This is a genomic window from Pseudomonas sp. VS40, assembly GCF_018587885.1.
Classification (GTDB): domain Bacteria; phylum Pseudomonadota; class Gammaproteobacteria; order Pseudomonadales; family Pseudomonadaceae; genus Aquipseudomonas; species Aquipseudomonas pergaminensis.
The window spans coordinates 240,785-267,206 of record NZ_JAGYWD010000001.1; the positions used below are offsets into that span (position 1 = coordinate 240,785).

25 protein-coding genes and 1 tRNA gene are annotated in these 26,422 nt (G+C 57.6%); 7 read left to right on the forward strand and 19 right to left on the reverse strand.

Annotated features, from left to right (window positions below):
• Positions 1 to 194: 194 nt before the first annotated feature.
• The 6 genes from KHP07_RS01075 to KHP07_RS01100 form a co-directional block, all read right to left on the reverse strand.
• On the reverse strand, positions 195 to 2,276 hold the full coding sequence (locus tag KHP07_RS01075) for an AIPR family protein (RefSeq protein ID WP_214496451.1): 2,082 nt from the start codon (positions 2,274 to 2,276) through the stop codon (positions 195 to 197).
• Entirely contained in the window at positions 2,273 to 3,247 is a 975-nt protein-coding gene (locus tag KHP07_RS01080; protein WP_214496452.1) for a PD-(D/E)XK motif protein, read from the reverse strand. The genes KHP07_RS01075 and KHP07_RS01080 overlap by 4 nt, the downstream gene beginning before the upstream one ends.
• Positions 3,244 to 6,021 carry a Z1 domain-containing protein gene (locus KHP07_RS01085; protein WP_214496453.1) on the reverse strand — a complete coding sequence of 926 codons (2,778 nt, stop codon included), beginning with the start codon at positions 6,019 to 6,021 and terminating at the stop codon, positions 3,244 to 3,246. The genes KHP07_RS01080 and KHP07_RS01085 overlap by 4 nt, the downstream gene beginning before the upstream one ends.
• A complete protein-coding gene (locus tag KHP07_RS01090) occupies positions 6,014 to 7,510 on the reverse strand; it encodes an ATP-binding protein (RefSeq protein ID WP_214496454.1) in 1,497 nt (498 codons plus the stop codon). The genes KHP07_RS01085 and KHP07_RS01090 overlap by 8 nt, the downstream gene beginning before the upstream one ends.
• Position 7,511: 1 nt before the next feature.
• Positions 7,512 to 7,838: an ATP-binding protein gene (locus KHP07_RS01095; protein ID WP_186605984.1), complete on the reverse strand. Its 327-nt coding sequence runs from the start codon at positions 7,836 to 7,838 to the stop codon at positions 7,512 to 7,514.
• A 135-nt stretch (positions 7,839 to 7,973) separates the two neighbouring features.
• Positions 7,974 to 8,927: a DNA cytosine methyltransferase gene (locus tag KHP07_RS01100; protein ID WP_214496455.1), complete on the reverse strand. Its 954-nt coding sequence runs from the start codon at positions 8,925 to 8,927 to the stop codon at positions 7,974 to 7,976.
• A gap of 83 nt (positions 8,928 to 9,010) precedes the next feature.
• Between KHP07_RS01100 and KHP07_RS01105 the strand changes: the two genes are divergently transcribed.
• The 3 genes from KHP07_RS01105 to KHP07_RS01115 all read left to right on the forward strand — a co-directional run bounded on the left by KHP07_RS01105 (position 9,011) and on the right by KHP07_RS01115 (position 10,900).
• A complete protein-coding gene (locus tag KHP07_RS01105; protein WP_214496456.1) occupies positions 9,011 to 10,204 on the forward strand; it encodes a restriction endonuclease in 1,194 nt (397 codons plus the stop codon).
• A complete protein-coding gene (locus KHP07_RS01110) occupies positions 10,205 to 10,621 on the forward strand; it encodes a very short patch repair endonuclease (protein WP_214496457.1) in 417 nt (138 codons plus the stop codon).
• Between the two features lie 87 nt (positions 10,622 to 10,708).
• Entirely contained in the window at positions 10,709 to 10,900 is a 192-nt protein-coding gene (locus tag KHP07_RS01115) for a hypothetical protein (protein ID WP_186605977.1), read from the forward strand.
• Between the two features lie 746 nt (positions 10,901 to 11,646).
• Here the strand turns inward: KHP07_RS01115 and KHP07_RS01120 are convergent.
• The 5 genes from KHP07_RS01120 to dapA form a co-directional block, all read right to left on the reverse strand.
• A tRNA-Ser gene (locus KHP07_RS01120) sits at positions 11,647 to 11,736 on the reverse strand.
• 83 nt (positions 11,737 to 11,819) lie between these two features.
• On the reverse strand, positions 11,820 to 12,533 hold the full coding sequence (gene purC, locus KHP07_RS01125) for a phosphoribosylaminoimidazolesuccinocarboxamide synthase (RefSeq protein ID WP_010212191.1): 714 nt from the start codon (positions 12,531 to 12,533) through the stop codon (positions 11,820 to 11,822).
• Positions 12,534 to 12,560: 27 nt separating this feature from the next.
• The gene (locus tag KHP07_RS01130) at positions 12,561 to 13,319 is read right to left on the reverse strand and encodes an MBL fold metallo-hydrolase (RefSeq protein ID WP_078047352.1); all 759 of its coding nucleotides are present in this window, start codon (positions 13,317 to 13,319) and stop codon (positions 12,561 to 12,563) included.
• A gap of 4 nt (positions 13,320 to 13,323) precedes the next feature.
• Entirely contained in the window at positions 13,324 to 14,439 is a 1,116-nt protein-coding gene (gene bamC, locus KHP07_RS01135; RefSeq protein WP_214496458.1) for an NlpB/DapX family lipoprotein, read from the reverse strand.
• Between the two features lie 17 nt (positions 14,440 to 14,456).
• Complete coding sequence (gene dapA, locus KHP07_RS01140) at positions 14,457 to 15,335, reverse strand: 4-hydroxy-tetrahydrodipicolinate synthase (protein WP_078047350.1); 879 nt, start codon at positions 15,333 to 15,335, stop codon at positions 14,457 to 14,459.
• 273 nt (positions 15,336 to 15,608) lie between these two features.
• On the opposite strand from dapA, the gene KHP07_RS01145 reads away from it, so the two are divergent.
• Together KHP07_RS01145 and KHP07_RS01150 are read left to right on the forward strand one after the other, a co-directional pair.
• Entirely contained in the window at positions 15,609 to 16,169 is a 561-nt protein-coding gene (locus KHP07_RS01145; protein ID WP_003172487.1) for a glycine cleavage system transcriptional repressor, read from the forward strand.
• Positions 16,170 to 16,179: 10 nt separating this feature from the next.
• Positions 16,180 to 16,653, forward strand: coding sequence for a peroxiredoxin (locus KHP07_RS01150; RefSeq protein WP_025855402.1), 474 nt, complete (start codon positions 16,180 to 16,182; stop codon positions 16,651 to 16,653).
• Positions 16,654 to 16,768: 115 nt separating this feature from the next.
• Here KHP07_RS01150 and KHP07_RS01155 read toward each other — a convergent pair whose 3' ends face one another.
• On the reverse strand, positions 16,769 to 17,839 hold the full coding sequence (locus tag KHP07_RS01155) for an AI-2E family transporter (RefSeq protein ID WP_012722771.1): 1,071 nt from the start codon (positions 17,837 to 17,839) through the stop codon (positions 16,769 to 16,771).
• A gap of 30 nt (positions 17,840 to 17,869) precedes the next feature.
• A complete protein-coding gene (locus KHP07_RS01160; RefSeq protein WP_010212198.1) occupies positions 17,870 to 18,109 on the reverse strand; it encodes a sulfurtransferase TusA family protein in 240 nt (79 codons plus the stop codon).
• 95 nt (positions 18,110 to 18,204) lie between these two features.
• Here KHP07_RS01160 and KHP07_RS01165 point away from each other — a divergent pair, with 95 nt between their 5' ends.
• Positions 18,205 to 19,638 carry a M48 family metalloprotease gene (locus tag KHP07_RS01165; protein WP_078047349.1) on the forward strand — a complete coding sequence of 478 codons (1,434 nt, stop codon included), beginning with the start codon at positions 18,205 to 18,207 and terminating at the stop codon, positions 19,636 to 19,638.
• 65 nt (positions 19,639 to 19,703) lie between these two features.
• Here the strand turns inward: KHP07_RS01165 and KHP07_RS01170 are convergent, their stop codons facing one another.
• The 4 genes from KHP07_RS01170 to rpoE all read right to left on the reverse strand — a co-directional run bounded on the left by KHP07_RS01170 (position 19,704) and on the right by rpoE (position 23,557).
• A complete protein-coding gene (locus KHP07_RS01170; protein WP_214496459.1) occupies positions 19,704 to 21,143 on the reverse strand; it encodes a DegQ family serine endoprotease in 1,440 nt (479 codons plus the stop codon).
• A gap of 234 nt (positions 21,144 to 21,377) precedes the next feature.
• Positions 21,378 to 22,340, reverse strand: coding sequence for a MucB/RseB C-terminal domain-containing protein (locus KHP07_RS01175; RefSeq protein ID WP_214496460.1), 963 nt, complete (start codon positions 22,338 to 22,340; stop codon positions 21,378 to 21,380).
• 15 nt (positions 22,341 to 22,355) lie between these two features.
• A complete protein-coding gene (locus tag KHP07_RS01180; protein WP_003172479.1) occupies positions 22,356 to 22,943 on the reverse strand; it encodes a sigma-E factor negative regulatory protein in 588 nt (195 codons plus the stop codon).
• Positions 22,944 to 22,975: 32 nt separating this feature from the next.
• Positions 22,976 to 23,557, reverse strand: coding sequence for an RNA polymerase sigma factor RpoE/AlgU (gene rpoE, locus KHP07_RS01185; protein WP_003172477.1), 582 nt, complete (start codon positions 23,555 to 23,557; stop codon positions 22,976 to 22,978).
• A 463-nt stretch (positions 23,558 to 24,020) separates the two neighbouring features.
• Here rpoE and nadB point away from each other — a divergent pair, with 463 nt between their 5' ends.
• Positions 24,021 to 25,637: an L-aspartate oxidase gene (nadB, locus tag KHP07_RS01190; RefSeq protein WP_078047346.1), complete on the forward strand. Its 1,617-nt coding sequence runs from the start codon at positions 24,021 to 24,023 to the stop codon at positions 25,635 to 25,637.
• Here nadB and KHP07_RS01195 read toward each other — a convergent pair.
• Together KHP07_RS01195 and KHP07_RS01200 are read right to left on the reverse strand one after the other, a co-directional pair.
• On the reverse strand, positions 25,606 to 26,052 hold the full coding sequence (locus KHP07_RS01195) for a protein YgfX (RefSeq protein WP_214496461.1): 447 nt from the start codon (positions 26,050 to 26,052) through the stop codon (positions 25,606 to 25,608). The genes nadB and KHP07_RS01195 overlap by 32 nt on opposite strands.
• Positions 26,036 to 26,290 (reverse strand): FAD assembly factor SdhE, encoded by a 255-nt coding sequence (locus KHP07_RS01200; RefSeq protein ID WP_012722757.1) that lies wholly within the window; start codon positions 26,288 to 26,290, stop codon positions 26,036 to 26,038. Before KHP07_RS01200 ends, KHP07_RS01195 begins: the two co-directional genes overlap by 17 nt.
• Positions 26,291 to 26,422 lie beyond the last annotated feature (132 nt).

Sequence of the window (26,422 nt, forward strand, 5' to 3'; positions counted from 1 at the left end):
AGATTCTTCAAAGTTGCCCGAATCGTCGAAGTGAATGCGGATCAGGTCCTTGGGTGCCTTCATCGTTCATACCTTTATGTGCTGGTGGCCGACGATCTGGGCGACCCAGTGGCAATGCACCTGACGGGCCACCACTACACGGAGTACCGAACGCAGTGATTGCCTCAGCGTTCTTCCGAGGCGCAGGCTCAGACCTAATTAACATCGACCTGCTGTGCCAGCAGTCCTGCATTAACCAGCTCAGCCCTTTCGACAGCAATGACCGCTTCGAGGGCCGGTTTTGCCTGTCTGGCAGTCGGCTTTCGCTGCCAACCGCCTGCGGCGTAGGTCGCCATGGTGCGGCATATACCTGCTACTTTCCAATGGATGGTGTTTGTTTGCTCTCCACGCTCGGCTACTTCAAGCCAGATAGTTGCTGGTATTTCCATACAGCGAGCGATGCGCTCATAGTCTGCGGCGGTATGAGTGCCGGTGGGGATCATTGGCTTGATACCGTCCGTTGCTTCTCCGGCTGAGTAAGAGAGCTCGGATGGCAGGGGATCGGAAAACTCAGGAAGCTTATCCTGGATGTCTTTCCAGCAATCTGCTTTCTTGAACCATTCGCTAGGGTTTCGCTGACCAGCTGATTTGCGCATAACTTCGTCGAGTTTTATGGCCCAGCCGGCGATAAGTTGTTCGAGTTCGGGACTGACTACTTGTTTCGACCAAAGAAGATCGAAATCGATACGCCCTCCTGTGCGATGTGAGATGCCAGCGATGACATAGGCGATGATCTGAGCACTATATGCAGGGAACCTCATGCTCTTTATCTTCTTTTCTGCGGAGCGATAAAGGATCGCGATCGCTATCAGGCGTTTGAACCAATTCTGGTCTGGCGTGCGGGTCGGCTCGTCCTTGAGTCGCTGCATGAAGATCTGGAAGTTCTTCTGGCCACCGAGGCAAACCTTGTCGGGGAGGCTGGACCAGGCGCTGAGGTAGCGGGCAACGTCGAGCTTGCTGAGGCGGCGCTGCTTTGGGGTTTGCTGACGGAATATTTTCGTGTCTGATATGCGATAGGCTGCCTTCTGTTCAGCCGCCAGATAGGAGCCGCGGGCGCGTTCATAGAACCAGCGCCCTTTACCGTCATCGAGCCAAGTCGTGTTGGCCAGTGTTTCAATCTGCTGATGGAAGGGGTCGTTTGCGGAGAAGTCTGCGAGCTGGACCGTATTCTGCCGGTTGGCTGCGCGTGAGATGCAGGAGACCATTTCACTCAGGTCGGCGCCACCCACTTTGATGATCTTTACCGGGACGGCTACATGCTCAAGGCTAATAGAGTCCTTACGCCGGGCTCGGTGCAGTGAGGCGGTAGTCTGACCACCGTTCACGATCTGCAGGCCCTTGAGAGAGCGTATTTCGATGCCGCCCGTGGCATTGGGGGCGACATCCAGATCATCGACAGTGGCGACGATGCCATTATTGAATGCGAGGAACATGGACGGCTGATCGGCGATCGTACGTCTAAGCTCAGCGTTAACGCTCTTGCGCCCCTGAAGTCCCAAAAACGCACGAACGTTCAGCTCAAGGAGGCGGACGCCGTAGCGCTCATATACCTGAGACAGGACTTCACCGGGAAGGACCGCAAGATAGGCATCGTAATCGTCATTCTGTGCAGGCACATGCAGGCAGGGCAATCCTTTTCCTGACAAGGCTATCAAGTCAACGGCGATATCTGTGCGGGTTTCGCCTTCGCCTAGTACACGGAAGAGGCGGACAATGTCATAGGCCTCGAACTCCACGGGTTTTTCGCGCCACTCCGCTGGAGGCGTGATGTTGCCAACGATACCGTCGGTGAGCAGCACGATTCTGATTGCTGAGAGGTTTTTTGCTTCGCCTTCTATCAAGCGAGCGAGGTCACTGGCATCGGTGTTCGAAGGCTCAAGGAGAGATGCGAGACCGTCGACGCAGGCACTGGCAAATCGCAGGGCTCTTTCCAGAGCACGGGTAATGTCGGCGGCAGGAATTTTGCTGGCTGTAAGATCGCCGGAGTAGATCGTGGTGAACAGGTCCAGGCGAGCGCGATCCTCATCGTACATGTAGCCATCAATGCGATACCGTGTATTGCGGATCGGACCTTCCTGGTAGAGGGGGAAGGTGCTGTCAAAATGGCCGGCCTCCTCCAGGCGTTCAAGGATCAAGCGGGTAAAGATGTTTGCTGAGAAAGGCTCTTCGGTCGATAGGCCTTCTTCTACTTCGGCAACCAGCTCTTGATGGAACTCTGTAAGTGCGTCGTCACTCATGAACGATCTCCTTGAATGAACGCTTCAAGGGCCGCCGTTATATCTATAGAGAAAGTGGACAGCGCGCGAACATCAAGCGTGTAGGTGGCTTCAGTAATTGCTACGGGGAGTGAGGCTCGGAGCAGGCGCGGGAACCCGCCCGTAACAGAATAGCAGTCCATCCCACGCACCTGTACTCTTGGTGCACTGCGCGCAATATCATCCCCTGGTAGAAGGCCACGGCGCAGAATAGCGTTCTCGAAAGTAAGACGAGCGGCCTGGCTAGGCAGTCGGTCAGCGATCGCAACGATCAGGTCACGTAAAGTATGGCCATCTTGTGCTTCGACCATTCGCACATGAAGTAGCTCGAGCCGACGGAGATCAGTTGTGTCCAGTTGATCAAGTTTTGAGACCGTGATTGAGGCTGCGGGACCGATGGAGCTCTTGACTTCCAAGGCATGTCCAACTCGAGCGAAGTCATGTAACCCGTCTCGTGGAGATGTCCATGTATCGAGACAGCCTGGATCAATAATCAAGAGTTTCTCTAGCACGACTAACTCACCGATCAGTCCGACTGTCTCCCGGCGGGAGAGTCCATCATGCCGATCCCGAAGAAATTGGCGCCAAGCGTCAAGGCGAGCCAGAAACTGCTCTAATGCATCTGCACTGTTCGCCTGGACCGAAGCGGCAACAACATCTGCACAGATAGTCGTGAAAAGGTCGCGTCTTGTGCTGTCCTCGAGGGAAAGCACAAGAAAGATTCCTGACGCGTCTGGCACGGTATTCAGACGCATGCCACCAAGCTCGAAAAGAGCATCTGGTGCAGGGGCTGTCTGAAGCATCAGGCATGGCGCGCCATCCATCGCGCGCATCCCTGCAAGGATATCGAGGGGTACCTCCGTGGAGATAAGCTTCGACCGAAACTGATGAGCTACGGGCGCGGTCTGCGCGAGCTCATCCCAGGCATCGTTCAGTGCGGAAAGCCAAGTCATAGTTCCTCGCGCAGCAAGACACTGTTGAAAAGGAAAATACGTTTGTCAGCGGCATTACTATCGGGGAAGCTGACTACCACGCTGATAACCGGCCTATCAGCCGATTCGACCTTCGCTACTTCAGGATCGATGGGATAGATGATCAGGAGGCCATTCTGCGGGCGTCGACCTCGAACCTTTCTGATGCACTCACCCGAGGGAACGTCAGTGTCGCCCAATCTGCGCGATCTGCGCTCCATATTCGTATGAGATAGAGCTTCTTCAAACTCCGCGTCGGTCAAATCGATAGCTTGATCAAGGGGACTGAGGGCCGTACCGATAATGAAGCGATCGGTAGGTAGAGGCCGTGCATTCCTTGGCTTTCGGGGTTCGCGCAGAACGCATTTACGCGACTGCTCCGCTATCGTGACCTCTTTCTTATTCCCTGTAGCGAGAAAGATTGTCCAGTCGGTAAGTTCGGGATGTTCCATCACCAACTGTGCATTGATATACGAAGCTAGAGCGCTGCCATTCAGCTGGAGGCTTTCCGGGGGGAAAGTGAGATCCTTGAGATATGCGGAGACTCTCTGTCCGGGAACGCCAGACCATAGTACACCGTCCGCCGTTTTTCCTGGCGGTCCGGGGCGAGCGGGATTTTCCGTGCCTTTTCCGAGACTGCGAATGAAGTCGTCAGTCACGTCGGCATTGAGATCCAGCGTCCTTTTGTCATTGAACATGACTGTCTGGATCTTGCCTTCACCGGCGTAGCTGCTCTGACGTTCCTCAGCGTGGCGCTGCTTGTTCTTCGCGGTGACTTTCAGGACATCATGAACGGCAACCTTCAAACCGAATTCTTTCGGTGTGCCCCCCCTCTGCTCCATCTCGAAGAACTGAGCTCGCAGCTCCTTCTGAGCTGTAGCCACGTACCTGAACCAGTCCTCCATATCGGGAGTGGTATAGAGGCGGCAAAGGTCGGCAAAGCCCCGACGATAGCCGAACCACCGTCCCATCTGCAAAAGACTGTCATATTGATGAGATGTACGGAGGAAGTAGCTTGAGGACAGTCCCTCGAGCGTCAAGCCTCGTGAGAGCTTATCACCGCCCACAGCGATGACCGAAAGGCCAATACCTTTGTAGAGGTCATAATCGATGTCCGCCTTCGTCTTGCCATTCGCGGTGATCACCTTGATCTTGTCCGAACTGTCAGCAATTCGTACGCGGACCTGGTCCCAGGTAAGATCAATTGTGTTGCGGCCGTGCACGGTGGGCTTCACTGCGCGCGTTGTGGAGAAAAAGTCGGTGTCCCACACCCCCTTTAAGCGTCGCAGGGTCTCTTGGTCGCCATTCGAGATCATTGCGCGCACCGTATGCAGGTATCGCTCGACTTGGCGATGAACCTCTTCGTGCACGTCGACGAACCGCGAGACGTGTACAAGCATGGAGTTGTGCTCGGTGCATTGTCCGCGTGCCGAACGCGCGGCGCACGTAAGGAGGAAGCTGTCTATTGCTTCTTCCAGGCTGGGAGGGATGACGTCCTGTCCGTTGAATCGTGGCTTGAGCGTCTTGTCATGCTTTTCCGGTATCCAGTTCTCACCCAACTGATCGAACGGACGGACGAGAGGCAGACCGATGCTATCGGCATCGTCGGTTGTCCCGAAAACAGCTGCCGGACCAAAGTAATCATCCGGTGGGGTAAGAGCCGATATGAAGGTCGACGGGAAGAGATCAGGACCATAATCCTTCGCCGACCTTTCGTCGTGAATAAAGATATTTGCAAACGGTGTCGCTGTGTATCCCAAGTAGACGCGCCGCTCGAACTTCATCAGCAGCTTGCGTATTTCACCGTTGACGCGTTTGGGGTCGTATTCCTCCTTGAACGTGCCATCCTCAAGCAGGGGCTGGTCACCTGTATCAACCGAAGCCTGATCAGCCTCATCATCAATGACGAGGACAGGGGCTGTTTTTGCTAGAGCAGGCAGGCGGGCGATCCAATTGTTCAGATTTTCAAGCACCTTTGCGTTCTTCTTGACGATGAAAAGACAAGGTTTGCTGTCTGGTGAGAAGTTGGCTTGGTCCGCGAGCTTCTGACTGAAGTCCCCATTCATGTCCGCCATTGTGAGGCTATCGACGAGCAGAGGAGTGAAGGTGCCAACACCGATTGGCCGCAAGGGCTGGTTTGTCTGGCGGTTCTTTGGATTGGTGTCATAGCCTAAAACGTCAAGATCGAAGCGCTTCTGCGTCTGGAGACGCAGAATTTTGTGCATACCGGCGAGTACGATGATGATGCGGTATCCCGCATCCGCAGCGCGATTGACAACGCCTGCATAACTGGCGGTCTTGCCTGACTGCACATCACCAACAACCAACCCCCGCCAATCCCAGGTCCCAGCACGGCATGGGTCGTCCATGGCTTCGAGAATGCGAGCAGTGCTCTCCTTGAGCTCATTTCTGGAGTGTTCAGGCCACTTATCCTCCTCGAGCTTGCTGAGGTAGCGTTGCATGAAATGGCCTGCCTGCCTGCGCTCACCGACATACCAGGGCGCCGGACGGTCGCCTTCTTTACCCTTCAGGAAAAGAGCCGGTCCCTGTTCGGTGATAAAGATGGTCCAGAGTAATCGCGTTGCGGCTTCAATCTGCTCTGGGCTGACGGTCTGCTTTGTAGTTAAGGTGAAAATGGGGGCATCAAGTTCAAGCAGTTTTGTGATTGAGGTACGGTCGATCTTCTCACCGGCCTCTTTCTGAATTTGCAGAATTTTCCTCGCTCTCAGTGCGAGCGCCTCAACGACTTCAAACATTATTGCCCCCTAGTTTTCGTGTCAGTTCCACCTTGAGTCTTGCCAAGTCCCCGGGTAGGTTGAAAAGAAGAATGTCAACGCGTTGATCAAGCGTCATGCTCTCGGGCAGTAGGCGGCTCAATTCGGCCAACTGATCAGCCAGTGATGCTATTTCATCAGCATGCAGCGTCGGAGTTTCTCTACCCTCTGATTCAGAAACATCCAGCCAGATGCGTTCAACCGGGACACTTCTCTCGATAATGGACAGCACTGCATTCAGAGCGCGAAGTCCGCGAGCCGCCTCGCGGTAAGCGGCGATAACCGGATGATCCCGATTGATACGGTACAGCGTGCCGTTTGGCCCTTCAGTTGCCAGCCATACGGCGAGTGCTTCGCGTGCCCCCCCACGGACGCGTGGTCCCTGTCCACGAAACGCGAATACTTCGCGTGCTTCCTGTCTGCAACGTCCAGCTATCGCTGTCAGGCGGGCTCTGAGTGCTCCTGGCGGGCGGGCCTGTGATTTCCTGACGTCAATACGCCAATCCCGGTCCATGTCGGTTGGAAGGTCGATCTGAATACGAGCAAGACGACTGGTTTCGTCTCTTGTCCATGCTCGAGAGCCACCAAGTCCGAGCCAGCTGCCAGGTACGAGCAAGCGCTTACCCCGGTAGACGTAGAAGCCTTGGCGTGCAGCCCATCCACCAGGACCGCCCGCTGCCTCATACTCGCTGTCATTGGAGAACCGGTCACGATGGGGCAACACGCAGGGCTTCACGCTGAATGAAGAGCCCGTGAGCCTGATTCTTTCGACTGGCATGCTAATGGTGGCCGGATGTTGAGACTGGAAGGGGTCCCAGGCTTTGACCGGTCGTCCGTTGAGGATGATGACAAGTCGTTCGGCATCACCGTTGATGAAACGATGAAATACCATGCCGAGATGGCCGCGGATTTCTTCCAGCCGAAGGTAAAAGGCCTCTTTGGAAAGACCAGAGAGGCCGCTCAGTTCATCGATTTTTTCCCACAACACGACCGTCCCAGATTGGAGGGAAAGCAGCTTTGCCACAAGCGAGTGATTCGGCAGCGGGTCTGGAACAGTGGCCACCCAGCCGCGTGCTGTAATGACCCCGACATCCATGGTGATTGCGGTGGTGCTCTCTGCCGTTCTGGAGACCACAGTCATGCGGCTGCTCTGAGAGAGCGACGCTGTTTTTAGTCCCATGCCGAAACGGCCGAGGTCGTTGTCACTTCTGGCTGCCCCTGGGCTATCACCACCGAGCTGCATGGCCTCGGTGAGTCGTTTCTCGTCCATGCCGCTCCCGTTATCGAGCATGGCAGCAGTCGGATTTCCGTCGTTCCATTGAACGTCGACCTCGAGGACGGAGGCGCCTGCGGTGATGCTGTTATCGACCAGATCGGCGATTGCAGTTTCAGGGGAATAGCCCAACCCCCTGAGGGAATTGATCAGTGCGGAAGCCCTTGGTGAGATATCGACAGTACGTTCCGAGGCCATGTCAGGCGACCTGCCGATGAGTAGCATCTTTTTTGCCGGAGGTCCCTGCCAGCTGAGCCTTTCTATGATCATTGCCAGGCACAAGCCAAACATCCTGGATCGTTTGGAGTGATACTCCATCGTCATCGTCTTTGACGGAAATTCCTGGGCTTTCCCTATCCGTAAGATTCAGAACAACGGAAACTTCATTAGGACCAGCATCATAAGCATTCTTCACAAGCTCAAACACAACCAGCTTACGGCTGCCAATCAGTTCATCTCCAAGCAACTGAAGTACGTTAGCTCGCGGGCGAAATCGCTGTTTGAAATCTTCTTGATTGATGCTCACCCGAATTACCTAGTGCTAGAAACAGAAAAAGCCTCACAGGGAGGTTTTAAGCAATATTGAATGGTGGTGATTTTCATCGCTACAGTCCCTGTAGAGATCAAGGCGTTGGGCGGCCTCTTCAGTCTGGCCAGTATCCTATCCAGCCTTCAGCGACGCAACAATCGCTTCCATCACAGGGGAACATACCGCATTCCCCATGAGCTTGACCCTATCCCTACGGCTTACTTGCGGGAACTGATACTTGTCAGGGAAGCCCATTGCTCGGCGAAGCTCATCAGGCTGGAGCATGCGCATCATGTGGCCTTCCGGAGTCGGCTTCACGTAGGCAAATCGATCTACGGTGGTGATGGTACGTAGCGGCTCGCTCATCCGTTGCCAGCCACCGGCACCATCGGTGCCGTAGTAGACGATGAGGAAAGCCTTGTCCGGGCCAAGTTCAGCAATGGCGCGCTCTGCACGTGCCAGCGTGTCCTTGGCGCGGCGCTCGGTTCGCAGTGGGTTCATCTTGTAGGTGCCTTCCGGCGCCAGGATGTCCCAAACAGTCCGGTAGCTCGGGCGTAGCGGCAGGATCTCCTGCGACTGTTCCTGTAGGTCGGCGATCATGAATAGGCGGCGGCGACGCTGGGCGACACCAAATAGAGAGGCATCGATGATCTGCTCGTGCACTTTGTATTTGAGACGAGCCAGTTCGGCCTTGAGTTCGTCGTAGCGGGCCCAAGGTTTCATGTGGACGACGTTTTCCAGGGTGATCCAGCGCGGCTTCATGACTTCGGCGTAGCGGATGACCTGGAAGGCAGTGTCCTTGCTTTCTTCCGAGCGCGGCTTTGCACCACGGGCGCAGGTATGGTGGGTGCATTCAGGAGAGGAGATAAGCAGGTCGATCGGGCCGGTTTTGGCCAGAACCTCTTCGGGCGTGAGGCTGCGCAGATCCTGCTCGAAGACATGTGCGTCCTTGAAGTTGAGCTTGAAGGATTCTACGGCCGGGCCCCAGAGGTCGACACCACCAACAATTGTGGCCCCAGCTTCACGAGCCCCCAGGCTGGCACCGCCAGCACCGCAGAACATGTCAAAAGCGCGTATCTGTTCCATTGGAAACTCTTCCATTCTTTCAGTCTGGCCAGGCTACCAGGTTCCCGGCATCATTCAACCAATTTTATGAACAAGGACAGTCAATGAGCGACAACCTGGTGTTTTCTCTGGAGCAGTTGGAAACCGCCGATCTGTTGATCGACGCAAGGTACGCCGGCGGGCGCAAAGGTAACGCAAGCGATGACCCTTTGACTAAGCTGTTGAGCCTAAGCAATGGCGGTGGCTTCCGGATTCGAGGGACGTACGAGGATCCTCGGTTGATCGTCCTGACCTCCAGCATGGAGGACTTGGACTGGCCGGATAATTTGGATCTGACGACGGGCGTATTCACTTACTACGGGGACAACAAGAAGCCGGGACGAAAGCTGAATGAAACGCCTCGCCGCGGCAATTTTCTACTGGAGCTGGTGTTCAGCCGGTTGAATGCCGGTGAACGGGACAAAATTCCACCCATTCTGATCTTCACCAAGGCCGGCATTTACCGTGATGTGGTGTTCCGTGGCTTGGCTATACCGGGGGCCATTGGAAGCACGCACAACGATGACTTGGTTGCGGTATGGCACACCACCGCCGGGCAACGCTTCCAGAATTACAGAGCGACCTTCACTGTATTGAATCTGCAGAACACCCCCCGCGCTTGGCTGAACGACATTATCCATGAAGGGGTTGTAGGAGTCGACAGTAAGCATGCTCCTACAGAGTGGTTGAAGTGGATCAAGTCCGGTCAGTACACGCCACTGATTGCCAAGCGCTCACAGCCGGTACGCTCGAAGCTGGAACAGCTGCCCTCCTCCACATCGGACAAGGCGATGCTGGCCAAACTGCATCAGCACTTCCAGAGCAATTCCTATGCCTTCGAGCATTGCGCAGCTAATCTGGTCAGGCTGTGCCTGCCGAATACGGTGGAGCTGGATCTGACCAGGCCATTCCGCGATGGTGGTCGCGATGGTATCGGCAAGCTGCGTATCGGGCGCCCGGAAACGTCCGTGCTGGTGGATTTCGCGATTGAGGCCAAGTGCTACGGCCTGGGGAACTCCGTGGGTGTACGCGAGGTGTCGCGATTGATTTCCCGCCTTCGTCATCGTCAGTTCGGTGTTTTGGTAACGACGTCCTGGGTTAATCATCAGGCGTATTCAGAGATCGTGGAGGATGGTCACCCGGTGATGATTCTCTCAGGCAAGGATGTGATCGAGCTGCTGAAGGAGTCTGGTTTGAATACGCTGGACTCGCTCAGAAAATGGCTTGAAGCGACTTACCCGATCACTAAGGCCACCTGAATGTGCGCCGATATCCTCACGCCCGAAGAACGCGCCCGGATGATGGGGAAGATCAAGGGGCGAAACACGAAGCCGGAAATGGCGGTGCGCTCGCTCTGCCATGCGATGGGCCTGCGCTTTCGCCTGCACCGTAAGGACCTACCCGGCTCACCCGACCTAGTCTTCCCGAAGTACCGGCTGTGCCTTTTCGTGCACGGCTGCTTCTGGCACCGCCACCCGGGATGCAAGTACGCCTATACACCTAAGACGCGATTGGATTTCTGGCTGCCGAAGCTGCAGCGGAATGCGGAGAGGGACCGGGAGAAGGAGGAAGCGTTGAGGGCATTGGGGTGGCGAGTTGCGGTGGTTTGGGAGTGCGAGATACGCCAACCTGAAAAACTGCGACTGCACTTATTGAAGCTATTCGGCCAGCACTAACGATTTTGATTTCCAGCGAGTTGCCAGCTACACCCTCAGTAGGCAGGGAGCAGTACACCTAAAACTTCGATTTCTGAGGGTACTGCAATGACCAAGCGCGAGCAGATTCCTTTCTTCACCGACATTATCGGGATCGTTTTTCTTCTCGCTGTAACGCTGTTGATACCCTGCCTCCATCCCAAGCAAGGCCTTACGCTATCCATCGCGCTTGGACTGATGACAGCGCTCGTTGCAACTCAGATTCCTGGTGCTCTGAATATCGATCTAACCTCCAGTTGAAGCTCGAATTGCACCAATTTACCGGGCAAACGCTGAGCCCTTGGTAGTGCAACAAAGAGGACTGGATCGAATTAACTGGGAGGTCGCTGGACGTACAGAATCGTTCGTGTAGCATCCCGCTTAAGTGCACCACACAGGTGTACCAAGGCGGTGTCACACTCGAGATTTTCAGGAGAGAAAGTCCTTTAGAGTTAAGGACTTACGAAATTGAGGCGCCCACCTGCCATACCCCAGCAGGCAATTCAACCGCTGCGGCTGTCCCTTTCTAGACCTGACACGGTTCATCACATAGCTGGTATGAACCCGATTAGAAAGTTGCTTTGCTATTCCTTGGCCTTGCCATTCTTCACTGATGATCGCTCGGCTTTGCAATGCTATTGCGCCTAGTCACGCATCCATGCAGACATCATCAGACTGACACCCATAAACCTAGACATTAGCTGATACCCGCAAAGGGTTGTCGATATCGTCTGAGCAGCGTGACGCCAACACTGCAACTACTCGTATGCACCGCAGCTGAAGTTATCACGGTGGATTGTCAAGATACCGGGACCCGACTACATCCTGTCAGAACGGCCTAAAGGGGCTTATGGATCCCCTTTCATATGTATGGTCCGATTTAAAAAAAGGAGCCCAAAATTTCCGGATTCTAGAATTTTTCTGGTGCATTTTTTACGTACAACCTCTACGTACAATGCAAAAACGAAAAACCCCCGCAGACCTTAATCTACGGGGGTTTTTATGTATGGCGGAGAGATAGGGATTCGAACCCTAGGTACCGGTGAAGGTACAACGGATTTCGAATCCGTCCCATTCGGCCACTCTGGCATCTCTCCAACGGCGCGCATCATAACAGCATGATTCGTGGATGCAAAGCGCCGAAGCGATTTTTTTCCGTGCTATCAGATGCTTGCGTCGATTAAAGCGGTACGCCGAGACGGTTGGCGACTTCTTCGTAGGCTTCGATGACGTCACCGAGGCCCTGGCGGAAGCGGTCCTTGTCCATCTTCTTCTTGGTGTCCTTGTCCCACAGGCGGCAGCCGTCCGGGCTGAATTCGTCGCCCAGGACGATGGAACCGTCGTGGAACACACCGAATTCGAGTTTGAAGTCCACCAGCAGCAGGCCTGCGTCGTCGAACAGTTTGCTGAGCACGTCGTTGACCTTGAGGGACAACTCCTTCATGCGCGCCAGTTGCTCAGCGGTGCCCCAACCGAATGCCACGACGTGGGATTCGTTGATGAACGGGTCGCCCTTGGCGTCGTCCTTCAGGAACAGTTCGAAGGTGTAGGGATTGAGCTTGAGGCCCTCTTCCACGCCCAGGCGCTTGACCAGGCTGCCGGCGGCGTAGTTACGCACGACGCATTCAACCGGGATCATGTCGAGCTTCTTGACCAGGCACTCGTTGTCGCCCAGCAGCTTGTCGAATTGGGTCGGAATGCCGGCCGCTTCGAGCTTTTGCATGATGAAGGCGTTGAACTTGTTGTTCACCATGCCTTTGCGATCAAGCTGTTCGATGCGCTTGCCGTCGAACGCCGAGGTGTCGTTGCGAAACAGCAGGATCAGGCGGTTGGCGTCATCGGTCTTGTACACCGACTTGGCTTTGCCGCGGTAGAGTTCTTCACGTTTTTCCATGATGGGCTCCGCTTGCTAAATGGTGGGCTAGGCGATGTGTCGCCAGTCGAGCCCTGAATCTTGATCGGCCAGTTGCAGCCAGTCCGGGTCGCACCCGAGGGTGTCGACAAAACATTGCCGGGCCAGCTGCGGCAGGTTGTTCTTGCTGCTCAGGTGGGCCAGGACCAGGTGTTGCAAGTCTTGCCAGCCCAACTCATACACCAGGTACGCCGCCTGGTGGTTGTTCAAATGTCCCAGTTCGCCGCCCACCCGCTGCTTGAGGAAGTAGGGGTAGTGACCGCGAGCCAGCAGGTCTCGGCAGTGGTTGGACTCGATCATCAAGGCATCGAGGTTCCGGTAGCCGTCCAGCACCCTGGCGCAGTAGGAGCCCAGGTCGGTCAGCACGCCGAAACGCCGCTCACCGTCACTGAATACATACTGCGTCGGTTCCTGGGCGTCGTGCGCCACGGCAACCACATCGATGCTCAAGGCGCCGATTTGAAGCTGCTCGCCACCGGCCAGGAAACCTGCGGGTTCAATGGGTTTGCGCATCCCGCGCAAGGTACCGCGACTGAGGTACACCGGAAGATTGTAGCGCCGAGACAGCAAACCCACGCCATGCACGTGGTCGGCATGTTCGTGGGTCACCAGAATCGCGCTCAGCTGCGCGGGATGAACCCCCAGGCGCAGCAGGCGCCGCTCGGTTTCCCTTAGCGAGAAACCACAATCCACCAGCACGTACGTGTCGTCGTGGGCGACCAGCGTACCGTTCCCTTGGCTACCGCTGCCGAGAACGGCAAAACGCACCGGATCAGCCCAGGTTGTCTTGAATCACGCCCAACACTTTGCGCGCTGTTTCAGCGGGCGCAACGGTATTGATGTTCTTCTCGACGGTGACTTGCACGCTTTCGCCCACCTTGCTCAAACGAACCTGGTAACGCTCGGCGCGGGTCTCGATCTCTTCCTTGGTCGGCTTGCTGCCGAACAGTTTGCCGAAGAAGCCAGGCTCGTCATCTTTACGCTCGGCTTTTTCAGCCACGTTGATGTAGTACAAGCCCAGGCTGCGGTTGATGTCTTCAACACGCCAAGGGCCCTGCTCCAATGCGCGGCCGACACTGGCCCAGGCACGGTCGAGGTCTTCACCCAGGTTCAGCACCACGTTGCCGCTGCCGTCTTCGGTGAGGCTGACGCGGCTCGGGGTGTCGTAATCACGTGCGGCGAGCAGGGAAACGGAACCGCCCTTCTCGGAGATACGGCTCATGCTGGCCAGCATCTCGTCGACCAGCGCCGAGTCGACACCGGTGTTGACCGAGCGATTGGTGAACTCAACGTTGGCGGTGCTGCCGGCCGGACGCTCGGCGCTGACCACGTAGACTTCACTGGTATTACGCTGCACGCCTGGCTCGATGCGTACACGCACACGGGCTTCGCTGTCGGCGGCGACACCACCGGCCTGCAGGCGCTTGGCCATGGTGGCGGACAGCTCGCTGCCCTGCTGCCACGCCGTGGTGAATTCACCGGTCTGAGGACGCTGTTCGTCGATGCGGAAACCGTTGTCCTGGAAGAACTGCACAGCCACTGGCCAAACTTCGGCAGGTGGGCGCTGAGCCACGATCCAGCGGGAGTCGCCGCTCTTCTGCAGGCTGTAGTCGCTGGCATCCGCCACGGCCGAGATCGGCTGCGGACGTGGCACCACGTACTCACCCTTGGTGGTGTCGTCGGCAACGTTGCGCGGGATCGGCAGCAACGGGTCAAGACGCTTGGCGACGTTGACGCCTGGCGGCAATTCCATCGGTTTGGTGGGTTGTGCTTCCAGGTAATCGCTGCCGCGGTCACGGAAGTAGCCTTCCGGGCCCCAGATCCAACCGCAGCCACTGGTGCTGGAGATAATCAAGGCAGTTGCGGAAAGTCCGGCCAATCGCTTCATGCGTAGTGCTTCCTCAATTAAACCAGGACGCCGGACTGGCGCAGGGCCTGTCGCAGCGGTTCGTGACAGGCGTCGCTGAGACGGGTGAGCGGCAGACGGATACCGTCCGGCATCATGCCCATTTCAGTCAGCGCCCATTTCACGGGAATAGGGTTGGATTCGATAAACAGTGTCTTGTTGAGCGGCATCAGCTTTTCGTGGATCGCGCGGGCGGTCACGGCGTCGCCGGCAATGGCGGCGGCGCACATTTCGCTCATGGCACGCGGGGCCACGTTGGCGGTCACGGAGATATTGCCTTTACCACCCAGCAGGATCAGCTCGACAGCCGTGGCGTCGTCACCGGAATACACCAGGAAATCGCTGCTCACGCCGGCCAGGATGTCCTTGGCGCGCTGCAGGTCGCCAGTGGCTTCCTTGATACCGATGATATTCGGCACGGTGGACAGGCGAATCACCGTCTCGGCCTTCATGTCGCACGCGGTACGACCCGGCACGTTATAGAGGATCTGCGGAATGTCGACGGCTTCGGCAATGGCGCGGAAGTGCTGGTACAGGCCTTCCTGGGTCGGCTTGTTGTAGTACGGGGTCACCAGCAGGCAGGCATCGGCGCCGGCCTTCTTGGCATTCTTGGTCAGCTCGATCGCTTCACGCGTCGAGTTGGCGCCCGTACCGGCGATCACGGCGATACGGCCCGCGACACGCTTGACCACGAATTCGATCACCTGGATGTGCTCTTCCACATCGAGGGTGGCCGATTCACCGGTGGTGCCGACCGCCACGATGGCATTGGTGCCTTCTTGCAGGTGGAAGTCCACCAGTTTGCCCAGGCTGTCCCAGTCGAGATGACCTTGTGCATCCATGGGTGTGACCAGTGCCACCATACTGCCCGCAATCATGCAACCGCTCCTGCCGGAAAAAGAGAGCCGTAATGGTACTGGCGCCAAGATGCTTGCACAAGCGAAGTACCGCCTGAGGATGCGTTCTGGCGCAACTAAACGACGGGCAATGCCATCATTGGGCAAAAGCACGCCTAGAAGCACGCTGAAATCAGACCGTTCACGTAATGAAAACGCCACCTCCTATCCCTTGGCGACGGTTTTCGCTACCCTTCATCCTTTGATCGATACGGCCCTCACGGTATCGACCGCTCATCGTTTTAGGAAGGCTGCATGTCCACCCCCACAGTTCGCGAACAATTCCTTGTTATCAGTGCCCTCGGCGCCAACCCCATGGAGCTGACCAACGTCCTGTGCCGCGCCAGCCATGAAAACCGCTGCGCCGTCGTGACCTCGCGCCTGACCCGCCATGGCGAGTGCAGTGCGCTGGTCCTGCAGATCTCCGGCACCTGGGATGCCCTGGCGCGCCTGGAGACCGGCCTGCCAGGCCTGGCCAAGAAGCACGACTTCACGGTCAATGTAGTGCGCAGTGCTGCCCTGGAGAATCGTCCCCAGGCCCTGCCTTATGTCGCGTATGTCAGCTCCGCCTACCGCTCGGACATCGTCAACGAACTGTGCCAGTTCTTCATCGACCACAACGTCGAGCTGGAGAACCTGACCTGCGACACCTACCAGGCCCCGCAGACCGGCGGCACCATGCTCAACGCTACGTTTACCGTAACCTTGCCGGCTGGCGTGCAGATCAGTTGGTTGCGCGACCAGTTCCTGGATTTCGCCGATGCCCTGAACCTCGACGCCTTGATCGAGCCATGGCGCCCACAGAACCCAATGTAAGGAAGTTTTCATGGCGGTAGTCATCGACAAACCCGTAGCCGATTTCGAAGCCCAGGCCACCAGCGGCCAGACCTTCAGCCTTGCAGCCCTCAAAGGCAAGCAAGTGGTGATCTACTTCTACCCGAAGGACAGCACGCCGGGCTGCACCACCGAAGGCCAGGGCTTTCGTGACCAATACGCGGCGTTCAAGGCCGCCAACACCGAGGTGTTTGGCGTGTCGCGCGACAGCGTGAAGTCCCACGAGAACTTCAAGGGCAAGCAGGAATTCCCCTTCGAGCTGATCAGTGACAAGGATGAAGCAGTTTGCCAGTTGTTTGATGTGATCAAGCTGAAGAAGCTGTACGGCAAGGAATACCTGGGCGTGGATCGCAGCACCTTCCTGATCGACAGCGAAGGTGTGCTGCGCCAGGAATGGCGTGGTGTGAAAGTGCCGGGCCACGTGGATGCCGTTTTGGCGGCGGCGCAGGCGCTGAACAAGGCCTGATCGCTACGGCGTCCTTTGGATTGTCATCGCCGGCCAGCCGGCTCCTACATTTGTTACACAACCCCTTGTAGGAGCCGGCTTGCCGGCGATAGCGTCTTTGATCGCCCCGCAACCTTCAAAGCAACGGCGCCACCACCGGCTCCTGCCGCGGCCACGCATCCAGCACCGCCTTGAACAGCGTCGCCAGCGGGATCGCAAAGAACACGCCCCAGAATCCCCACAGCCCACCAAACAACAGCACCGCACAGATGATCGCCACCGGGTGCAGGTTGACCGCCTCCGAGAACAGCAGCGGCACCAGCACGTTGCCATCCAGGGTCTGGATGATCCCGTATACCGCCATCAGGTAGATGAACTGGTCGCTCCAACCCCACTGGAACAAGGCGATCAAGGTCACGGGTACGGTCACCACCACGGCGCCGACATAGGGCACTACCACTGAAATACCGACAAGCAAAGCCAGCAAGGCCGCGTAGTTCAGGTCCAGTGCAATAAAGGCGATGTAGGTCACGCCTCCGCAGATAATGATCTCGATGACCTTGCCACGGATGTAGTTGGCGATCTGCCGGTTCATTTCCTCGGCCACCCGAGTGATGAGCGCACGCTCACGCGGCAGATAGCCACGCACCCAGCGGCCGATCATGGCGCGATCCTTGAGGAAGAAAAACACCAGGATCGGCACCAGCACCAGGTAGATCATGATGTTGACCAGCAGCGGCAGGCTGGACAGCGAAAAGGTCAGCGCCCATTGGCCAAACTTGCCGATCTCGCCGCGCGCCACTTCGATGGCTTGCAACACCTGCTCGTCTGACACTAGGTGCGGGTAGCGTTCCGGCAACAGCAGCAACAGCGACTGCCACTTGGCGAGCATGCCTGGCAACTCGTTGAACAGCGTAATCAGTTGGTGCCACAGCAGCGGCAACACCACCACGATAAACAACACCAACAGGCCCATGAACAAGGCGAAAACCAGCCCTACTGCGGCTCCGCCTGGCAAGCGCAAGCGTTCCAGCGTGGTGACCAGGCCTTGCATCAAGTAAGCCAGCACCATCCCCGCCAATACAGGCGCCAGCATGCCGCCCAAGGTGAGCACGGCCGTAAAGGCCAGAAACAGCAGGACCGCCAGCACTACCGCTTCCTCATCGGAGAAGTAGCGCTGAATCCAGTCTCGTAACACTTTGAACATCAATCAACCTCGGGTGATGGGGCAAACGGTTCAGGCCTTGCGCAACCAGTAACGGTACACACCAGCAGCGTCTTCTTCATGCAACAGGGTGTGGCCGGCCAGCTTGGCAAAGGTACGAAAATCACGCTGGGAGCCCGCATCCGTGGCGATCACCTTGAGCACTGCGCCGCTGGCCAAACGGTTGAGTTCCAGCTTGGCCTTGAGCAAGGGCAACGGGCAGTTGAGGCCGCTGGCGTCGAGTTCGGCATCAAAGGCTACAGCGTCGGTCATGGTTTTACTCCGGACACGCGTTTGGGTTGCTTAGAATATCTGGTCCGAAGCTCAGTGTCCGGCTACAGTAAGCTCTTTGTCGAAAGGCTTTGTGCATGACTTTTTTGCGCCCTACCCTGCTGACGCTGGCTTGCCTGCTGGCCTCCCCGGGCTTCGCTGACGACCTGCCGTCACTTGGCGACGCCAGTTCTGCCATTGTCTCGCCACAACAGGAATACCAACTGGGCCGCGCCTGGCTGGCCTACCTGCGGGGCCAGGTCTCGCAACTCAACGACCCGCAGCTCAAGGACTACGTCGAAACCAGCGTGTACAAACTGGTGGAGACCAGCCAGGTCAACGACCGGCGCCTGGAGTTCATCCTGATCAACAGCCCGCAATTGAACGCCTTTGCCGCACCTGGCGGGATTGTCGGCGTCAACGGTGGCCTGTTCCTCAACGCCCAGACCGAAGGGGAATATGCCTCGGTACTGGCTCACGAATTGGCGCATTTGTCCCAACGTCACTTCGCCCGTGGCGTTGAAGCGCAACAGCGCATGCAACTCCCGATGATGGCTGCCCTGCTCGGCGGCATTATTGCGGCAGCCGCCGGCGCCGGTGATGCCGGTATTGCCGCCATCGCCGGTACCCAGGCCGCCGCCATCCAGGAGCAACGCCGGTTCTCACGCCAGAACGAACAGGAAGCAGACCGAATCGGCATTCTCAACCTGGAAAAAGCCGGCTACGACCCGCGCTCCATGCCGACCATGTTCGAGCGCCTGATGCGCCAATACCGCTTCGACGCCAAGCCACCGGAATTCCTGCTGACGCACCCGGTTACCGAATCGCGGATCGCCGACACGCGCAACCGCGCCGAGCAGGCCAAGCCTGGCGGCAAGGAAGACAGCCTGCGCTATCAACTGATTCGGGCGCGGGTGCAGCTGCAATACGAAGACACCTCAGGCCTCGCCGCCAAGCGCTTCCAGGCGCAGTTGGATGAGAACCCAAAGAACGATGTGGCGCGCTACGGCCTGGCTATCGCACAGATCAAAGGCTCCCAGTTCAAACAGGCACGGGACAATCTGGCGCCGCTGCTGGCCAAGTCCCCCAACGACATCACCTACAACCTGGCGCAGATCCAGTTGGACATCGACAACAGCCGCCTGCCGGATGCCCAGCAACGTACAGATCGGATGCTGACCCAGTATCCCGGCAATTACCCATTGAATCAGGTGCGCGTGGACCTACTGCTGAAGCAGAACCGCACGGCGGATGCGGAGAAGGCGCTGGACAGCCTGCTCAAGTCGCGCCCGGATGACCCGGACGTCTGGTACCAGGTCGCCGAGACACGCGGGTTATCGGGCAATATCATCGGCCTGCATCAAGCCCGCGCCGAGTACTTTGCATTGGTGGGTGATTTCCAGCAGGCCATTCAACAGTTGGATTTCGCCAAGCGCCGCGCGGGTAACAATTTCCCGCTGTCTTCACGTATCGACGCACGCCAGCGTGAGCTGATCGAACAGGAACGCCTGGTCAAAGGGATGATGAGCTAAACCCATCAGGCACAAAAAAGCCCCGCCCTCGTTAAACGAAGGCGGGGCTTTTTGCTTTTACCGACTTACTCAGCCAGTTTGAAGGTGATGAAGCTCGCACGTCCCTGACGCAGCACACGCATCGACACCGAACGGTTCTTCGGCAACGCCTTGGCGATGTCGGTGAATTGCTTGGTGGTATCGATTGCCTGGTTGTTCAGATGGGTGATGACATCACCTGGCTGCAGGCCGATCAGGGAGGCGGGGCCGTCCTGCACTTCCTTGATCACGACGCCGCTCTTGAGGTCGAAGCTCTTCTTCTGCTCATCGGTCAGTTCGGCTACAGCAATGCCCAGGCGATTGCTGCTGCGCTCGGCACCCGGCTTGGTGTTGCCCAGGGCATCCAGTGTTGCGCCTTCTTCTGGGATAGCGCCCACGGTCAGCTCTACGGTCTGGCGCTTGCCTTCACGGATCACTTCCAGCTTGGCCTTGCTGCCAGCCTTGAGAGCACCGACCAAGTGCGGCAGGTCAGCCGACATGACAATCGGTTGGCCGTTCATGCTCAGGATCACGTCGCCGACTTGCAGGCCACCCTTGGCAGCCGGGCCATCGTCCTGGATCTGTGCGACCAGGGCACCGGCCGGCTTGTCGAGGCCGAAGGATTCAGCCAGGTCTTTGTTCACTTCTTGGATGACCACGCCCAACCAGCCACGGCTGACCTTGCCGCCGCTTTTCAGTTGGTTGGAAACATCCATGGCCACGTCGATCGGGATGGCGAACGACACGCCCATGAAGCCACCGGAACGGGTGTAGATCTGCGAGTTGATGCCAACCACTTCGCCCGCCAGGTTGAACAGCGGACCACCGGAGTTACCCGGGTTGATCGGCACGTCGGTCTGGATGAACGGCACGTAGTTTTCGTTCGGCAGGCTGCGGCCAATGGCGCTGACGATACCTTGGGTGACGGTATGGTCAAAGCCAAACGGCGAGCCGATGGCGACGACCCATTGCCCGGCTTTCAGGTCCTGGGATTTACCCAGCTTAAGCACAGGCAAGTCCTTGCCTTCGATCTTCAGCAACGCCACATCGGAACGAGGGTCGGTGCCGACCAGCTTGGCTTTCAGCTCACTGCGATCAGCCAGGCGCACGAGGATCTCATCGGCGTCGGCAATCACGTGGTTGTTGGTGAGGATATAGCCGTCCGGAGAAATGATGAAGCCCGAGCCCAGGGACTGGGCCTCACGCTGGCCGCCACCGCCGCCGCGGGGTGCGCGCTGTTGCGGCATGCCACGCTCAAAGAATTCACGCAGCATTGGCGGCAGGCCTTCCAGGTCTGGCATCTGCTGGTTGGAGACTTTGCGGTCCGGCAGTTTTTGCGTGGTACTGATGTTCACCACCGCAGGCGAGGCTTGCTCAACCAATTGGGTGAAGTCAGGCAACTCGGCTGCTTCCGCAGGCAAGGCCTGACCCAGCACCAATACCGTGGCGACTATGGTTAGGTAAGACTTTAAACGTGGTATCGACATACAGCTCCCGTTACGACGAGCAGGGTTGAGCGACAGGGTTCAAGAAACGCCGAAAACTGCGACCGACATCTTTGTTCCGCGAACAAAACAAGGCCAGAGCCGACAAGCCCTGACCTATAAAAAACATGAGAGATTTTTGCAAGTGAAAATGCTGATCCAGACATTTCATGCTCTCGGCAGCCAACCTGGCATGGAAATACATTGAAAGGTCAGGATGAACATAGGATTAACGACTCACGGCTGGGCGACTGGCTTTTTTTCACCGCGCACCGATAACGCGATCCGTTCAGCGGTGCCGATCGGAATTTCACCCACTACCGTCACCATCATCTCGCCATCGACTGTATTGAGACGACGGGATACAGCGACCGTAGGGCCCAGTTGCGTGCGGGTTTCGGTGACACTCGCTTCACTGATCGGCTCAAGGAACACCGAGAAACGCGCCAGCCCGTCTTCGTACATCAGGCTGTCGACTGTGGCTTTGGTCTGGGTGTCTTTGCGGGCGCTGATATTGGTCAACTGAAAGCCCGGCGGCAGCCATTCCAGGTGCCAAATCTGCGTAGGCTGCACTTCTGGCGCCTTGCTAGTGGCCACGGCAATAGGTGTGCACTCGCTGCTGGGCTGCAGATCGCGGTCGTCAGGTATTACCGACGTATTCAGTCGCGTGAACTGGAAGCGCTCAAGCAATTGCCCCTGGTCATTCAACAACAGCGATTTGAGCGGCAGTGCGGTTTCTCGATCCAGGTGCAATTCAAAACCGTAACGGTACTGGTCACGCGGCGTGATCGATACGATGACCGCATTTCTACCGGCCACGCGGGATTTGCCAATGACAGCCAGTTCATAGAATTGATTAAGTTTTTGTGGATCAAGCGCACGTGAAGGGGCATCACGTGAATTGCCCAGGCCTGCGACGAGGGTGCCGCTGACACATTGCGTCCGGCCATCCAACCGCACGACTTCCTGAGCAGAACCATCGAGCTGTAAGAGCCGCTCACGGACCTGACCATCCTGGACACGATGCCAGATGTCATGGGTAGAGAAACTGCCGTTACGTTCGTAGACGAACGTACCTTGAAAGCTTTGCTGCTGCTCTGCACGCCCAAGTCGAGTCAGCCAGTCTTGGGCTTCATCGGCATGGGCGGGGAGTGCAAACCAACCACTGAGCAAAAGCGTAAGGAGCGGTATGGCTCGCATAGAGCTCCTTACGGATTAGCGGTTTTCCAGGCTTGCTGCACGAGCATAGGGCAGAGCGCTTTCAGTGCCTTTCAGGGCCGATTCCTGAGCGTGTTGGCGCAGGTACCCCGGAAGACGCTGGTCTTGCCAGCCAGATTGCCCTTGCAACACACCGTTGGCCATTGGGCCGGTGGTGTCAGAGCTTTCCTTGTAACCGGCCAGGACTGCTGGGCCTTTGACTTGCGGACCGGCCATGACCGGTTGCTGAGTCTGTTGGGCCAGTTCGGCACCGGCGATTTCGTCCTGGTTGTACAGGCGAACACCAGCAAGCACGGCAACAGTTACCGAGGCAGCAACTGCCAGGCGACCCAGGCTACGCCATGGACCACGAGCAGCTTTTGCCGGAACGGCTTCATCAGCCAGCGCAGCAGAAACGGCCGCAGCAATATCCAGACGAGGGATTAGAAGATCCTTGTGCATCACCGCCCGAGCGACTTGGTAACGAGACCAGGTATCACGGGTTTCGGCATCATCAAATGCATTGAGCACTCGACGAAGTTCCAGTTCATCCGCTTCGTTATCCATCACTGCGGACAGCGATTCCTGCAGGGCATCACGACTCATGGCGGTTCCTCTCTTGGCTGTCGCCGCTGTCTTTAGTTCTCTTGCAACAACGGTTGCAAGGCTTTATCGATGGCTTCCCGGGCCCGGAAAATCCGTGACCTTACAGTCCCCACCGGACACTGCATGACGCTCGCAATGTCTTCGTAACTCAGACCATCGAATTCACGTAAAGTTAACGCCGTACGTAAATCTTCTGGCAGTTGCTGAATTGTGCGATGAACGGTGCCCTCGATCTCGTCGCGCAGCAATGCACGCTCCGGCGACTCGAGATCTTTGAGGCCGTGGTCACCATCATAAAATTCTGCATCTTCTGAACTTACATCACTATCCGGTGGGCGGCGCCCGCGAGACACCAGATAGTTCTTCGCCGTGTTGATGGCGATGCGGTACAGCCACGTGTAAAACGCACTGTCACCGCGAAAGTTACCAAGTGCACGGTAAGCCTTGATAAAGGCTTCCTGTGCAACGTCCTGCGCTTCATGGGTGTCGTGCACAAACCGCACGATCAACCCGAGAATTTTGTGCTGGTATTTCAGCACTAGCAGATCAAAAGCTCGCTTGTCGCCGCGTTGAACGCGCTCGACCAGCTGCTGATCCTCTTCCTGGGTTAGCATGAACACTCCTCGTTGTACTTGAAGGAGGCTTGCATAACTAAACGATCAGGCTTGCAAACATAGACTCGGTCTTTTCGCAAAAGTTCTCCCCCTTCAAGCAAGTTTCCGGCACGCACTGATTTGGCACACACGAAAAACGCAGTGCGGGCAACGCCGACTGCGCGAATAATCTTGTCGCCGGTTTTCTGACGCGTCCAATGCTCCCGACGGGCCAATAAACTCAACGTTTTCCCAGCTTTCGGGCAACCTGCTATTGAGTCGGGGCTTATGCAAAAAGTTCCCGCTCCAATAACCAGCCGATTTTACCCTAGCCGTGCACCGTAATCTCACATTGCCACGAATGCCCGGCTATTGTGCCGCTCCACCCCTCTATATACTAGTAGCCCGTGTGACCCTTTGATTCGCCGATCCAGGCGTCCTGTTTGCGCCACCTCTTCGGATCGCTTTTTGCGGAATCCCTCTAATGAGCCAACAGTTTCAACACGATGTCCTGGTGATCGGCAGCGGCGCGGCCGGTTTGAGCCTTGCACTCACCCTCCCCAGCCACCTGCGCATCGCGGTACTGAGCAAAGGCGACCTGGCCAATGGCTCGACGTTCTGGGCCCAAGGTGGTGTTGCAGCCGTGCTGGATGACACCGACACGGTGCAATCCCACGTCGAAGACACCCTTAATGCCGGTGGCGGCCTGTGCAATGAAGAAGCGGTGCGTTTCACCGTCGAGCACAGCCGCGAGGCGATCCAGTGGCTGATCGATCAAGGTGTTCCGTTTACCCGTGATGAACATGCGGGCAGCGACGACGGCGGTTTCGAGTTCCACCTGACCCGTGAAGGCGGCCACAGCCATCGCCGCATTATCCATGCCGCCGACGCCACTGGCGCTGCGATCTTCAAGACGCTGCTCGAACAAGCCCGGCAACGCCCCAACATCGAACTGCTCGAACAACGGGTCGCCGTTGACCTGATCACCGAAAAACGCCTGGGCCTCGATGGCGAACGCTGCCTTGGCGCCTACGTGCTCAACCGTGGCAGCGGCGAAGTCGACACCTACGGTGCGCGCTTCACCATCCTCGCCTCCGGTGGCGCAGCCAAGGTCTACCTTTACACCAGCAACCCCGACGGTGCCTGTGGGGATGGCATCGCCATGGCCTGGCGTTCGGGCTGCAGGGTGGCGAACCTGGAATTCAACCAGTTCCACCCCACCTGCCTGTATCACCCGCAGGCCAAGAGTTTCCTGATCACTGAAGCCCTGCGTGGCGAAGGCGCGCACCTGAAGCTGCCCAACGGCGAACGCTTCATGCAGCGCTTCGACCCACGCGCCGAACTGGCCCCGCGTGATATCGTCGCCCGCGCCATCGACCATGAAATGAAGCGCCTGGGCGTCGACTGCGTCTACCTGGACATCAGCCATAAGCCCGAAGCCTTCATCAAGTCCCACTTCCCCACCGTCTACGAGCGCTGCCTGACGTTCAACATCGACATCACCAAAGGCCCTATCCCGGTGGTGCCGGCCGCGCACTACACCTGCGGCGGCGTGATGGTTGACCAGCACGGCCGTACCGACGTGCCCGGCCTGTACGCGATTGGCGAAACCAGCTTCACCGGCTTGCACGGCGCCAACCGCATGGCCAGCAACTCGTTGCTCGAGTGCTTCGTCTACGCGCGCTCCGCGGCGGCGGACATTCTCGATCAACTGCCACGCATTCCTGTGCCTGCCGCCCTGCCCCGCTGGGACGCCAGCCAGGTCACCGACTCGGACGAAGACGTGATCATCGCGCACAACTGGGACGAACTGCGCCGCTTCATGTGGGACTACGTAGGAATCGTGCGCACCAACAAGCGCCTGCAACGCGCGCAACATCGCGTACGGCTGCTGCTGGATGAAATCGACGAGTTCTACAGCAACTATAAAGTCAGCCGCGACCTGATCGAGCTGCGCAACCTGGCGCAGGTGGCCGAACTGATGATCCGCTCAGCGATGGAGCGCAAGGAAAGCCGCGGCCTGCATTACACCCTCGACTACCCGCAGATGCTACCCGAGGCCCGCGACACTATCCTGGTGCCAACCACCTACGGCGGCTGAACTTGAGCCGCACGCGCAGGCGCCGATGCACATCGGCGACCAGCGCATCCCTGGGCACGCAGACCGTGCGCACCCACCATTCACCGGGTACTCGGTAACGCAGCACGACAATCAATGGCAGGGCGAGGCTGTCGGGACGCAACTGCACGCTGCGCCAGCCGTGCTCGGCGCTCAATAGCTGCCAGCCATCCGCGTCGCGGCGCAGGCCACGAATCGACGAACGGTGTGTCAGCAGGACGGCGCGCGGCAAAACCCAAGCGGCGTGCGCCAGGCACAACAGCAGGCCAAGGCTTGAGTAAGATAGATCGAGAAACAAAAGCGCACCCAGCGCAAACAGCTGGGCAAGGAGATACGCCGCCAGCAACAGCCGTGAGGCCTGCCAGCGGCATTCAAAGCGATTACTTGGGCTGGACACGGTCCAGGATCATCCGGACCATGCGCTGCAGCTCCGGATCTTCAGATTCGGCACGCTCCATGAACCAGCCAAACATATCCTGATCCTCGCAAGTCAGCAGCCTGACGTAGAGGTCGCGATCCACCTGGTTGAGCGTTGCGTACACTTCTTTGGTGAAAGGCACCAACAACACATCCAACTCCAGCATGCCACGACGGCTGTGCCAGTAGAGGCGATTGATTTCTACTTCTTCGACCATGGAGCGCTCCTCAAATAGGCGGCAAGTATACAGGCCAGACGGCACCGGAACAGTCGGCTTTGGTCGCCCCATTCGGAAACTATCCATTTGCCGGGCGCCCCTCTATGATGCACCCATGACTTTTTGACCTGC